Genomic DNA, 12344 nt, shown 5'->3' with positions numbered 1-12344 from the left:
GTAAGCCGCTTTCGCTGTCTGAAATATTATAAAAATCTGCGGAGCAGCCACTCTTTTCCCTCTGTATAAGGCTGATAACGGATAGGCAGGTCTATCATATCTGACTTCCTCACCACGCTTTTTTTGTGACTGAAGGTTTCAAAGCTTTCTCTCCCGTGATAGCTCCCCATGCCGCTGCCTCCCACACCGCCGAAGCCCATATGCGGGGTAGCCAGATGAATGATGGTGTCATTGACGCAGCCGCCTCCAAAGGAGAGATTTCTGAGAACCTTTCTCTCCGTCCTCTTATCCCTTGTAAAAAGATACAGGGCCAACGGCTTTTCCCTCTCTTTCACAAATCCCACCGCTTCTGCTGTCTCTTTAAAGGTCAGCACCGGAAGCACCGGTCCGAAGATCTCCTCCTGCATAACAGGCGATTCTTCCGTGATCCCGGTCAGCACTGTGGGCGCGATCTGAAGACGTTTTTCATCTCCGTACCCGCCGATCTCAATCTGCCCCTCTCTGAGCAGTTCCATCACCCTGCGGTAATGCTTCTCATTGATCATCCGGGGATAGTCCGGATTTTTCAAAGGTGCCTCTCCGAACATCTGCCGGATATAATGCTTTACATATACCAGGAATTCCTCTTTGACAGATTCCTGCACAAGCAGATAATCAGGTGCCACACAGGTCTGCCCGCTGTTCAGATATTTGCCGAACACAAGCCTTTTTGCAGCCATCTTTAAATTAGCGGTACTGTCCACAATACAGGGACTCTTGCCGCCCAGTTCCAGAGTCACGGGTGTCAGATAACGGGCCGCCTTCTCCATGACCAGCCTGCCCACCGTCACACCCCCGGTAAAAAAGATATAGTCAAACCGCTGCTCTAAAAGCTCCTGGTTCTCTGCCCGTCCGCCTTCCACTACGGCCACAAACTCCGGTGGAAATGCCTGACGGATGATCTTAGCGATCACGGCTGATACATGTTCCGAATATGCAGAGGGCTTCAGGATACAGCAGTTCCCGGCTGCTATGGCCCCGATCAGCGGGTCAAGACAAAGCATAAAGGGATAGTTCCAGGGTGCCATCACCAGGACCACTCCGTAAGGCTCATGTGTCACGAAACTTTTTGCGGGAAACTGCGCGAGAGGTGTTGGTACTGTCTTATCCTTCATCCATGTTTTCAGATGTCTTTTCACAAAAGACAACTCACTCAAAACCATCCCCACCTCTGTCATATAAGACTCAAATGAAGATTTATGGAGATCCTGATACAAAGCATGGCGGATCTCTCCCTCATTCTTTTTTATAGTCTTTTCCAGGCGGTCAAGGGCCTGAATTCTGAATGCCCGGGACATCGTACAGCCTTTTCCGAAAAATCTCCTCTGACGCCGGACCAGTTTTTCTATTTCCATATTCATTCCTCTTTTCCGAACTTTTCCCTATTGTAATACATTTTTCCAAAAAGGACAAGGCATGCCAGAGTGTGTTTGAAAAATGCCTTCCGTGAGATGTGCGGGAATGATTTTTCAAACAAGCTCTATCTCAAACAGAAGAGGAGGAAGCGGGGTCATGAAAAAAGCAAAAAGCCGAAAAAGTCATGATTCTCATCATCCCTTTTTCGGCTTTTCAAAAACTATACGGATTTTCCCCGCCGCTATGGCCGGCTTTCAATTCCAAGAACCCATGCCGGTGTTCCCATCCATCAGCCTTCTACGATCAGATACTGCCCGTTCGGCAGCGGAAACACCTCACTTGCCTCCTCAATCTCATCCAGGGACATACCGTCTACATCCATTCCGTTTTCCTCAAAATAGTCCCTGACTTCCTCGATGGAATCAACCACCACTGCCATGCAGTCTTCCAGGAAGGCCTCAGCCTCCTCCACAGTCTCCGCCACCGGCTCGGCAAAAAGCTGCCCCTGTTTCTGTAAAAATGTGAGTAAGCATTCATCACTGAATTCGTTCATTCTGCATATCCTCCTTTAATAATGATTTTATTTAAAACGGTTTCCACCCGTTTTGTTTCTGCTCTGCACGCATTTTTCACCGCTTCCTTTGCATCGCCTGCCGCATAGCTGTACTTTACCCTGGACAGCATCTCCAGGTCATTATAATTGTCACCAAAGGCTGCGCATTCCTCCGGTTTTATATTCAGGCTCTGCTGCAGTATACCCATGGCGTTTCCCTTATCCGCGCCTTTTGGCATCATGTCCAGCCAGGCGAATCCGGAGGTGACAACCGTAGCCCGCTCCCCGAATTTTTCTTTCCAGTAAGGGTAAATGCTCTCCACACCGGCCTCCTCATACACTGATATCTTCAGGTATGGTTCCTCTATACGGAAAATGTTGTCCATAAGAGTCACATCATTTTTTACAAAATTGGCGATATGGTCATAAAAGGACGGCTGCTTTGGCTGGATGTAACATGTGCTCTCACCGGAGACCAGAGCCTCCGCGCTATCTTTTTCCAGTATGCTCTCCAGTATCTCATCTCCTAATGTCCTGTCAAACACATCTTTATGTAGGACTCTGCCCTGATATACCACAAGTGCGCCATTTTCACAAATATAAGCAATATCATCCTTCACAGGCTCAAACAGTCTCCGCAGATTGGGATACTGCCTGCCGCTGGCCGCTGCAAATAAAATGCCCATTTGGGATAATTTTTTTATCATCTCAACCGCTTCAACTGAAATTTCCCTTGTCCCCTGCAGAAGCGTTCCGTCTAGATCACTGGCGATCAGTTTCAGCATGGTTTCTCTCCTTTGCAAACGCCAGTACCTCATCCGGTCTGTCCACTATTTTTTTTGCCTGGTGCTCCACAAGTTCTTCTCTTGGACGGAATCCCCATGTAACGCCGATGGTAAACATACCTGCCTCTTTTCCGGTCTCCATATCTGTGTTGGTATCACCAAGATACAGGCATTCTTCCGGGGTCACTTTAAGCCGGCGGGCAATAGCAAGCGCTCCCACCGGGGAAGGCTTTCTTGGAACCTCTGCAGTCTGTCCCTGTACCTCGTCGAACAGCCCTTCACCAAATATCTGCCTCACAACATCCACTGCTGCGTGGTGTGGTTTGTTGGAGAATACGGCGATCCGTATTCCCTCCTCCTTCAGGCCTTTCAGCATCTCCACTATACCGTCAAAGGGTTTTACATGATAAAACGGGTCCTCCTCAAACCATTTCCGATACAGCACTTTTGCCTCCTCATAATCCACCTTTTCCGTGCCGCCGGAGGCTTTTAAAATCCGTTTTACCAGCTCATCCGCTCCGTCTCCTGCAAAATAATTATACTCCCGGATCGGCTGTTCGGGAAGTCCATAATGGCTTAGAAGCCTGTTCCCCACAACACCGATGGATTCCACTGTGTCCGCGATCGTTCCGTCCAAATCAAATATACATGCCCGAATCATGAATGCCACTCCTTTATGTCTATTCCTAACTGTTTTAATTCCTGGTAGAGCCTTGCCAGGGGAAGACCTACCACATTGTTGTAATCACCGTCTATCTTCTCCACAAACACTGCGGATCTGCCCTGTATCCCATAGGCACCCGCCTTATCCATAGGCTCTTTTGTCTTCACATAGGCGTCGATCTCCTCCTCCGACATGGGATAAAAAACCACCTCTGTCTTCTCATAGAAGCTCTTCTGTATCTTGGCGCCGTCCTGCCGTATGAAAAGGGTGACGCCTGTGTATACCTGATGTCTCCTGCCCTGGAGCCGTCTCAGCATGTCCCGGGCCATGGATTCATCCGCCGGTTTTCCGAGAATAGAATCCTGAAATGCCACCACCGTGTCAGCACCGATCACCAGTACATCCCCTGATGTCTTCTCAAACACTTCCTGACCTTTACAGCGGGACAAGTCCTGAACTACCTCCTGCGGAAGACTGGATGTCATAACTTCCTTTGCACTGCTTGGACATACTTCAAAAACTACCCCTATCTGATCCAGCAGTTCCCTGCGCCTTGGAGAAGCACTGGCTAATATAATTCTTTTCATAAATGTTCCCAGCTTTCTATTTATGCTTTTTTAAGTATAGCCTCTCTCACTCTTCCATGCAATATATTTTTTTGCCAAATTTTTCTTCTGTACTTTTCAATATCTGTTATTATTTTACCAGAACATATTGTAACACTACAACGGGAAATTTGAGAAAGCCCCAAGGCCTGCTGTGATCATATCATTCCCATATGCTGTGGAACTGATTTTTCTTGGAAAACCGGAAGATATGGGATATAATAGACAGATAGAAAACCACTTAACATGCCAACACAGAATAAAAGGAGCTTTCCATGAAAATACTTTTTACTGACCTGGACGGTACACTGCTCAACGATGAAAAACAGATTCCCGAAGTAAATTCCACTGCCATACAAAAGACACTTCAAAAGGGAAATGCTGTTGTGATCTGCACAGGCCGCTCCTATTCCTCCGCGAAAAAATTTGTGGACAGGCTTGGTCTGAACCAGGAGGGGTGCTATGCCATCCTCTACAACGGTGGCATGATCTATGACTGCTGCAGCGGGGAAATCCTCTATAAGCACACCATGCCTCTGTCCTATGTAAAACATATCTTTGAACAGGCTGCCGGCTTTGGCCTTTACTGCCAGACCTATGAAGGAGATCATGTTGTCACCCCGGAAGACCGGCCGGAAGCCGCTCAATACCACTGGTCATCCCAGATGGAGGTCAAGGTGGACCCGAAGCTTCTGGATCATCTCAAAGAGGAGCCTGTCAAAGTCCTGACCTCCTGTCTGGACGACAGGAAAAAACATGAAGCATACCGGGATTTTATGCTCCCGTGGGCCAAGGGAAAGGTTTCCATCTTTTTCTCCAGCGAGTATTATCTGGAACACGTTATGGAGGGCGTGTCCAAAGGAGCTGCCATCCGCTGGCTCTGCCGGTATCTGGACGTACCCATAGAACAGACCATAGGCGCCGGAGACGCGGAAAATGACCTGACCATGCTGGACGCCGCAGGTCTTGCCGTGTGTATGAAAAACGGCACCCAAGAGGCAAAAAGACATGCAGATCACATCACCGAAAGGGACAACAACCAGGGTGGTGTGGCTGAAATCATTGAAAAATTCATGTAATTTAATACTTTATAACAAAATTCATGTAAAATTTATGAATTAGGTCTTCCAATATTCTGTTAAAAAGTATTATAATGGTAATACTAAAAATAGTCATTTGAAAGGAAAGGGATTAATATGGGTAGTTTTGGAAAAAAATTATTGGGGTTCAGTGTGATCGGCGCGGCTGCCGGTGCGGCTTATTATTATTTGAAGAAACAAAAAGAAGAAGATCCTGATTTGGAAGAAGATTTTGCCGACTTTCACGACAATGTAAAAGAAACCGCCGCTTCTGCCAGGAATGTGGCAAGCAAGCTGAAAGAAAAAGTAGAAAAAACGGTTGAAGAGACTGTCAATAAAGTAAAGGAACACACAGACGACATTCTGGATGATCTGGACGATGAGGACATCTTTGAGGATGACGACATGGATCTGGATGATCTGGATCCCGATGATATAAAAGAGGATGTCAAAGAGACCGCCCAGGAAGTAAAAGAGGATTTAAAAGACGCTGCAAAGACTGCCAAAGAGGGTGCTGCGGAGACTGCAGAAGACTTGAAGGAAGCAGTGGAAAAAAGCGTGGAACAGGTGTCTGAGGAATTGAAAACAAGAATGGAAAATGCTAAAAAAGCCATGGAAGACAGCACCTCTGAGGATTCAGACAAAACAGAATAACGAGTAAACCCGGGACGGCTGTACAAGCCGTAACCCGGGTTTTTTCATGTCTTATTTTATTCCTGACCCATATCCAGCTTCTCCAGTATCTGCCGTTTATAGCTTAAAAACTCATCTGTCAGATTGAAATCACTGCGTCTGGGACGTGGTTCCCGGATGTGTATTTCCTCTGTGATCCGTCCCGGCCTGCCAGTGAGCAGGTAAATCCTGTCTGATAATAAGACAGCCTCATCAATGTCATGGGTGATGAAGATCGTGGAGAGATGGATCTGCTCCATCACCTGCAGGTACCACTTATGCATAGCACTCTTTGTCAATGTATCAAGAGCCGAAAACGGTTCGTCCAGAAGTGCCAGTTTCTGAGAAAACAGGTACGTTCTCAAAAGGGCTGCTCTCTGGCGCATCCCGCCTGAGAGCTGGCCTGGATATTTTTTCTGTGTTCCCTCCAGGCCGAATTCCTGAAAATAAGGCTGCACCTTTTCCCTGGCCGCCTTTTTCTTCTCGCCTTTTATGAGAAGGGGAAGGGCTACATTGTCTTCTATCGTACGATACGGAAGCAGCATATCCTTCTGAAGCATATAACTTACATTGCCGGGAACGCCTGTGATCTCCTGGCCGTCCAGATACACATTCCCCGTTTCCGGCTTCTCCAGACCGGAGATCACATTAAAAAGCGTTGTTTTGCCTCCGCCGCTGACTCCTAAAAGGCTTACCAGTTCCTGGTCATGAAGTTCAATGGTGATATCCTCCAGGATCTTCACTCCGTCAAAGGATTTGCTCACATTTGAAACCTTTAATTCTGCCATGTCTTAACCTCCGGGAAGCTCATTTATTCCGGCAGATAGTCGTTGGAGAATCCTGCATTTTCCGGCAGATCTGCCTCTGACAATCCATTTTCATTCAGCCAGGCGTAAAAAGCATTCCATCTGGCCGGATCTATATATCCCCACTGCTCCACTTCTGCTTTATACTGGTCTTTTAAGTATTCCTGACTGGCCTTTACCAGCTTTTCATCCAGCTCCGGGGAGGCCTTTAAAAGAATGTCCGCTGCCCCCTCCGGGTCCTCAACTGCATCTTCATACCCTTCTTTTAAAGCGCGCAGGAATGCTTTTGCTGTATCCGGCTCTGTCTCCAGGAAATCATTATTGGCGATCACAACCGGTGTATAGTAATCAAATACAGGATTGATATCTTTAAAAGCAAAGTAATCGGTATCAAGGCCTGCCACCTCTGTGGCGATCCCCGCCCATGCGTAGAAGATCCAGATAGCATCCACGGAGTTTGATTTCAGTGCGGAGACCTCATCTGTGACCGTGCTCGGGATCAGCTCTACCTTAGAAAAATCCCCGCCGTCTTTTTCCACCACATTCTGCATCATAGCTTTTTCAATAGGTGCATCCCAAGTGGCATATTTCTTTCCTTCCAGGCCCTTCGGACGATCCATTCCCTCTCCCTTTCTGGAAATGATACCGGAAGTATTGTGCTGGATCAAAGCCGCTACCGCTGTATTGGGCAGCGCATGATCCCCCGCCACTCCAGGTGCCATACTGTCCTGGAAGGAGACGCCAAACTGGGCTTTCCCTGATGCCACCAAAGCGTCCGCGCCGTCCTCAGGGGGCTGTACGATCTCCACATCGAGGCCTTCTTTTTCAAAATAGCCCTTTTCTTTTGCTACATAAAGGCCTGTATGATTAGTATTCGGTGTCCAGTCCAATACAAAAGTGACCTTCTCAAGGTCTTTGGAACTGCTGTCTTTATCTGTTGTATTTTCAGCCGCAGAATCCTTATTCCCGCTGTCCTCACCGCTGCCGCAGGCAGTCATGGATGTGAGTACGCAGGCTGCCAGAAACGCTGCCAGAATCTTCTTTTTCATCCTAATATTGTCCTCTCTGTTCTGTCTTATTTCGCCCGCTCCCAGGGCATGGATTTTTTCTGCAGGATATCCACCAGCTTCATGAGTATAAGGCTGATAATGGATATGAGAAAAATAACCGCAAACATTTTATCAAAAGCAAACGCCTTTTTTACCCGTGTCATATACACACCAAGCCCGGAAAAACCGCCCAGCCACTCAGAGATAACTGCGCCCACCACGGAATATGAGGCGGAAATACGCAGACTTGCAAAAAAGCGGCTCATGGCCCCCGGCATCTTAATATAGCGGAATATCTGGAGCCTGCCTGCGCCCATGCTTCTCAAGAGATTCATCATATCCTTATCCGCGGAGCGAAAGCCTTCCAGAAGTCCTATGGTGATAGGGAAAAAAGTCACGATCACGATCAGAATGACCTTGGGCATCATCTCGTATCCGAACCACAGCACCAGAAGAGGCGCTATGGCCACTGTGGGCACTGTCTGTGTAATGACGATCAACGGGTAGAAGGCCTTGTAAAGCTTGTCATACCTGTCCATGAGGACCGCCATGACAAACCCGAAGGCCACACCGCAGAAAAGACCTGCGGCTGCCTCTAAAAGGGTCACTCTGGAATTCTCCATAAGCAGGGGAAATTCACTGATAAAAGCCTTCACCACCTGTATAGGCGAGGGCAGCATATAACCCGGAACCAGACCTGCCATGGAGACAAACTGCCAGATGATCAGGATAACAGCCAGGGCCGCGGCCGCCCACAGCTTACTGGTGGTGCTTTGTAACTTTTTTCTCAATGGTCAGTACATCTCCTTCTGGCTTATAAGATACCTTGATATAGGCCGCAACAGAAGGCGCACCTGCACGAATGGCAATATGCTGACACTCTTTTACGATATCCATAAGCTCGTCATAGTCACCCTCAATGGCTGTCTCAAAAGGCCCTACATAATAGTTCAGACCCGTACCTTTAATATAATCGATCACCTCATCCACAATACGGATCAGTTCCTCATCATTTTTTGCCTCCGGCAATGTCTGGATTGCTACACTTGCATTCATTTTCTTTTCCTCCTTAGAAATCATAATGGTTTACTGCTGTTATTTTACGCGCAGAGCGCTTTCTGCCCGGAAGATTTCTGCAAAACAAAAAGCCCCCGGCAGGTTATACCCGAACAGGAGCTGAATATCAGAATAAATGCGCACCCAAATGCGGTGCCTCTCTTATGCTCCCTACGCCGGCATTACCCGGATCAGGTTAAGGGTGAAAAACGATTACGGTTTTACTCTCAGCCGGACTTCTCTCCAGCTCCCCTGTTGTCTTCTCAAGTGTACTTCATTGTAAAAAAATTGTCAAGATTAATATCTGCACCGCGTAGCGTGCTGCTGTTCACAGAACTGCGCTTTTTGCAGAGCTGTGAATGGTAACGGTCCGCATTTACACCTGTGAACAGCCATCTCTCCAGACATCCGCAAGCCTTCTCATACCTTCCCGCAGATCTTCCTCCGGCATGGTTGCATACCCCAGAAGTACCGTTGCCGGTATGGGAGGCGTCTGACCGCTGACCAGAAATTCAGAGAGTCCATAGACTCTGACACCGGCACCGGCGGCTCTTGCCACAGCTTCCTGTTCAGACAGCCCGTTTTTTAGGTGCACCAGAAGATGCACCCCTGCGTTTTCCCCGGAATAGGCACACACGTTCCCCATGCTGTCTTTCAGCCAGCGCAGAAGCAGGTCATGTTTTCCTTTATAGAGACTGCGCATTCTGTTTAAATGCCGCTCATAGTGGCCGTTCCTCAAAAAAAGCTCCAGGATTTTCTGGTCAGCTCTGGAAACAGTGACGGAAAAGGGATCTTCTCCGCTTAAATACCTCTGCATCAGTTTTTTGGGAAGCACCATATAACTGATTCGTATGGAGGGCGCTATGGATTTTGAGAAGGTTCCCAGGTAGATGACCCGCTCTTCCTTGTCAAATCCCTGTAAGGCAGGTATCGGTTTTCCTTTGTAGCGGAATTCACTGTCATAGTCATCCTCTATGATATAGCGTTCTCCCCGTCCTGCCCATTTCAGAAGGGAGAGGCGGCGTTTCAAAGGCATAACGGTTCCCATAGGAAACTGATGGGAGGGCATGACATATACCATATCCGCTCCGGTCTTTTCCAGGTCTTTCACATCTATTCCCTGTTCGTCCCGCTTTACGATACATCTCTCAAACCCCATATGTCCGAAATCATGCCAGGCACTCCTGTATGTAGGGTTCTCCATGGCAATCCTTCTGTTTCTGCCCAGGATGGTACAGAGAAGCATCAGCAGATAATCATTTCCCGCGCCCACCAGGATCTGTTCCGGTTCGCAGTGAACACCCCTTGCCCGGTAGAGATACTCTGACACAGCCTCTCTTAGAGACAGTTCCCCGCACGGATCCCCCAGGGCAAAGAGAGAATCCTGTGCATCTGTCAGCACCTGCCGCGATAATCTGCGCCAGGCATTGTGAGGAAAACTGCCGGGGGCGATCCCATTCAGGGCAAAATCATAGGAAGCCCCTCCTGCCTGTATAAGCGCCCTGTGCAGACTATCCTCAGAACCCTCTTCCGGCAAAGTATGGTTTTCTGTCTCCTGCACTTCCTGCCTTTTGCCCGTACCGTAATAAAGCCCTTCGATGTGGCATACATAATATCCCTTACACGGTACCGATTCGATATACCCCTCCGAGACAAGCTGGTCATAGGCCAGATCCACCGTGCTTCTGCTCACGGCCAAATTTCCTGCAAGTGCACGGGAGGACGGCAGCCGCATCCCTGCGGCCAGCCGTCCTTCCTGGATCTCCTGTTTAAAATATTCACATATCTGTTCATACAAAGGAACTTCTGCCTTTGTATCCAGTGAAATGATCAAATCATTCATTATTCTCTCTCTGATTGATGGTTCACAGAAGATGCGGCGTACGCATTTTCTATAATTTAAAGGAGCTTTTCAAAGATACGATTCTGTTAAATACCGGTTCTCCCGGTTTGGAATCGTGGCAGTCTGCACAGAAAAAGCCGTTTCTCACAAACTGGAAGCTGTCATAAGCCTGGGCCTCAGAAAGCGCCGGCTCCACATAACAGTCTTTCAGCACCACCAGGGAGTTGGGATTCAGATTCAGACTTCCGTCTTCCTTGTTATACACACCTTTCTCTTCATCTACAATATTCTCATAAAGGCGGCACTCCGCTTTCACTGCTGTTTTCTGTGCCACCCAGTGGATGGTTCCTTTTACCTTTCTTCCGTCCGGAGAGTTTCCTCCCTTTGACTCAGGGTCATAGGTACAGTGAACTACTGTTATATTACCGTTTTCATCTTTTTCAAAACCGGTGCATTTAACAAAGTAAGCATTCATCAGGCGCACTTCATTGTCAGGATAGAGGCGTTTATATTTTTTCGGAGGTACCTCCATGAAGTCCTCGCGCTCAATATACAGCTCTCTTCCAAACGGCACTTTTCTGCTGCCAAGTTCCGGGTTTTCCATGTTGTTGGCAACGTCCAGGTACTCGATCTGATCTTCCGGATAATTGTCGATAACCAGCTTTAGCGGGTCTAAAACAGCCATCATACGAGGCTTTTTCATCTTCAGATCCTCACGGATGCAGTATTCCAGCATGGCGTAATCTACCGAACTGTTGGCCTTTGAAACACCGCAGAGATCCACGAACATTTTGATGGATTCTGGTGTGAATCCGCGCCTTCTAAGGGCTGCAATGGACACCAGACGAGGATCATCCCATCCATCCACAATGCCGTCCTCCACCAGTTTCTTGATATAACGCTTTCCTGTCACCACATTGGTCAGATACAGCTTAGCAAACTCGATCTGCTTTGGCGGATGTGCATACTCCAGTTCTCTTACTACCCAATCGTACAGAGGACGATGATCCTCAAACTCCAGGGTACAGATAGAATGAGTCACACCCTCAATGGCATCCTCAATGGGATGGGCAAAATCATACATGGGATAAATACACCATTTGTCACCTGTGTTGTGATGTGTCATGTGAGCCACACGGTAGATGACCGGATCTCTCATGTTAATGTTCGGGGAAGCCATGTCTATCTTGGCACGCAATACTTTGCTTCCGTCCTCAAACTCTCCCTTTTTCATACGCTCAAACAGATCCAGATTCTCCTCCACACTTCTGTTTCTGTATGGACTCTCCTTACCAGGTTCCGTCAGCGTTCCCCTGTATTCACGGATCTCATCTGCGGTCAGATCACAGACAAATGCCTTGCCTTTTTTGATCAGCTTAACAGCCGCCTCATACATCTGGTCAAAATAATCGGAGGCAAAATAAAGACGGTCTTCCCAGTCTGCTCCCAGCCATTTGATATCCGCTTTGATAGATTCCACAAACTCTACTTTTTCTTTTGTAGGGTTGGTATCGTCAAAACGCATGTTGAATTTTCCATGATATTTCTGTGCCAGGCCATAGTTGAGCAGGATAGATTTTGCATGGCCGATATGCAGATATCCGTTGGGTTCCGGCGGGAAACGGGTACAGATCTCCTGGTATTTCCCTTCCTCTAAATCCTTGTCGATAATCTGTTCAATAAAGTTTTTAGAAACGGTTTCTTTTGCTGTTTCCTTTTCCACTTACAGTTCCTCCATCATCTATATTTATGGTGATTTTTTGTCTAAGAAATATACTACCATAAAAATGGCAATTTTCAAAGGCTTTCTGTCAAAAAATTTGGAAAGGCCGGTGCC

Annotated in this window: 13 protein-coding genes and 1 riboswitch; of the genes, 2 read left to right on the top strand and 11 right to left on the bottom strand. The window is 47.7% G+C overall.

The window, feature by feature from the left end:
- Positions 1-26: 26 nt before the first annotated feature.
- The 5 genes from BLCOC_RS11910 to BLCOC_RS11890 form a co-directional block, all read right to left on the bottom strand.
- Complete coding sequence (locus tag BLCOC_RS11910) at positions 27-1394, bottom strand: aldehyde dehydrogenase (protein WP_115622295.1); 1368 nt, start codon at positions 1392-1394, stop codon at positions 27-29.
- A gap of 290 nt (positions 1395-1684) precedes the next feature.
- Entirely contained in the window at positions 1685-1948 is a 264-nt protein-coding gene (locus tag BLCOC_RS11905; protein ID WP_018594910.1) for a hypothetical protein, read from the bottom strand.
- Positions 1945-2733 (bottom strand): HAD family hydrolase, encoded by a 789-nt coding sequence (locus BLCOC_RS11900; RefSeq protein ID WP_115622294.1) that lies wholly within the window; start codon positions 2731-2733, stop codon positions 1945-1947. Before BLCOC_RS11900 ends, BLCOC_RS11905 begins: the two co-directional genes overlap by 4 nt.
- The gene (locus BLCOC_RS11895) at positions 2711-3394 is read right to left on the bottom strand and encodes an HAD family hydrolase (RefSeq protein ID WP_115622293.1); all 684 of its coding nucleotides are present in this window, start codon (positions 3392-3394) and stop codon (positions 2711-2713) included. Before BLCOC_RS11895 ends, BLCOC_RS11900 begins: the two co-directional genes overlap by 23 nt.
- On the bottom strand, positions 3391-3984 hold the full coding sequence (locus tag BLCOC_RS11890; protein WP_018594907.1) for a Maf family protein: 594 nt from the start codon (positions 3982-3984) through the stop codon (positions 3391-3393). Before BLCOC_RS11890 ends, BLCOC_RS11895 begins: the two co-directional genes overlap by 4 nt.
- Before the next feature lie 293 nt (positions 3985-4277).
- On the opposite strand from BLCOC_RS11890, the gene BLCOC_RS11885 reads away from it, so the two are divergent.
- Positions 4278-5081, top strand: a complete 804-nt coding sequence (locus BLCOC_RS11885) for a Cof-type HAD-IIB family hydrolase (RefSeq protein ID WP_115622292.1) — start codon at positions 4278-4280, stop codon at positions 5079-5081.
- A 117-nt stretch (positions 5082-5198) separates the two neighbouring features.
- Complete coding sequence (locus BLCOC_RS11880; protein ID WP_018594905.1) at positions 5199-5735, top strand: hypothetical protein; 537 nt, start codon at positions 5199-5201, stop codon at positions 5733-5735.
- Between the two features lie 56 nt (positions 5736-5791).
- On the opposite strand, the gene BLCOC_RS11875 is transcribed toward BLCOC_RS11880, so the two are convergent.
- The 6 genes from BLCOC_RS11875 to BLCOC_RS11850 form a co-directional block, all read right to left on the bottom strand.
- On the bottom strand, positions 5792-6541 hold the full coding sequence (locus BLCOC_RS11875) for an ABC transporter ATP-binding protein (protein ID WP_115622291.1): 750 nt from the start codon (positions 6539-6541) through the stop codon (positions 5792-5794).
- A 23-nt stretch (positions 6542-6564) separates the two neighbouring features.
- Complete coding sequence (locus tag BLCOC_RS11870; RefSeq protein ID WP_115622290.1) at positions 6565-7608, bottom strand: ABC transporter substrate-binding protein; 1044 nt, start codon at positions 7606-7608, stop codon at positions 6565-6567.
- Positions 7609-7634: 26 nt separating this feature from the next.
- A complete protein-coding gene (locus BLCOC_RS11865) occupies positions 7635-8399 on the bottom strand; it encodes an ABC transporter permease (RefSeq protein WP_029469427.1) in 765 nt (254 codons plus the stop codon).
- Positions 8368-8664, bottom strand: a complete 297-nt coding sequence (locus BLCOC_RS11860; RefSeq protein WP_018594901.1) for a thiamine-binding protein — start codon at positions 8662-8664, stop codon at positions 8368-8370. The genes BLCOC_RS11865 and BLCOC_RS11860 overlap by 32 nt, the downstream gene beginning before the upstream one ends.
- Before the next feature lie 151 nt (positions 8665-8815).
- A riboswitch (TPP riboswitch) is annotated at positions 8816-8928 on the bottom strand.
- A gap of 112 nt (positions 8929-9040) precedes the next feature.
- The gene (gene pdxR, locus BLCOC_RS11855; RefSeq protein WP_029469428.1) at positions 9041-10507 is read right to left on the bottom strand and encodes a MocR-like pyridoxine biosynthesis transcription factor PdxR; all 1467 of its coding nucleotides are present in this window, start codon (positions 10505-10507) and stop codon (positions 9041-9043) included.
- A gap of 49 nt (positions 10508-10556) precedes the next feature.
- Positions 10557-12230, bottom strand: coding sequence for a glutamine--tRNA ligase/YqeY domain fusion protein (locus BLCOC_RS11850; RefSeq protein ID WP_018594898.1), 1674 nt, complete (start codon positions 12228-12230; stop codon positions 10557-10559).
- Positions 12231-12344: the final 114 nt, after the last annotated feature.

It is taken from the genome of Blautia coccoides (genome assembly GCF_034355335.1).
GTDB classification, from domain to species: Bacteria; Bacillota; Clostridia; order Lachnospirales; family Lachnospiraceae; genus Blautia; species Blautia producta.
The sequence above is the reverse complement of the archived record's forward strand: the minus strand, read 5'-3'. Positions and strand labels throughout refer to the sequence as shown.

What these genes read in the sequence shown, in the direction of transcription:
- BLCOC_RS11910 (WP_115622295.1), bottom strand. Translation starts at nt 1,394, where the DNA reads ATGGAAATAGAAAAACTGGTCCGGCGTCAGAGGAGATTTTTCGGAAAA.
- BLCOC_RS11905 (WP_018594910.1), bottom strand. Translation starts at nt 1,948, where the DNA reads ATGAACGAATTCAGTGATGAATGCTTACTCACATTTTTACAGAAACAG.
- BLCOC_RS11900 (WP_115622294.1), bottom strand. Translation starts at nt 2,733, where the DNA reads ATGCTGAAACTGATCGCCAGTGATCTAGACGGAACGCTTCTGCAGGGG.
- BLCOC_RS11895 (WP_115622293.1), bottom strand. Translation starts at nt 3,394, where the DNA reads ATGATTCGGGCATGTATATTTGATTTGGACGGAACGATCGCGGACACA.
- BLCOC_RS11890 (WP_018594907.1), bottom strand. Translation starts at nt 3,984, where the DNA reads ATGAAAAGAATTATATTAGCCAGTGCTTCTCCAAGGCGCAGGGAACTG.
- BLCOC_RS11885 (WP_115622292.1), top strand. Translation starts at nt 4,278, where the DNA reads ATGAAAATACTTTTTACTGACCTGGACGGTACACTGCTCAACGATGAA.
- BLCOC_RS11880 (WP_018594905.1), top strand. Translation starts at nt 5,199, where the DNA reads ATGGGTAGTTTTGGAAAAAAATTATTGGGGTTCAGTGTGATCGGCGCG.
- BLCOC_RS11875 (WP_115622291.1), bottom strand. Translation starts at nt 6,541, where the DNA reads ATGGCAGAATTAAAGGTTTCAAATGTGAGCAAATCCTTTGACGGAGTG.
- BLCOC_RS11870 (WP_115622290.1), bottom strand. Translation starts at nt 7,608, where the DNA reads ATGAAAAAGAAGATTCTGGCAGCGTTTCTGGCAGCCTGCGTACTCACA.
- BLCOC_RS11860 (WP_018594901.1), bottom strand. Translation starts at nt 8,664, where the DNA reads ATGAATGCAAGTGTAGCAATCCAGACATTGCCGGAGGCAAAAAATGAT.
- pdxR (WP_029469428.1), bottom strand. Translation starts at nt 10,507, where the DNA reads ATGAATGATTTGATCATTTCACTGGATACAAAGGCAGAAGTTCCTTTG.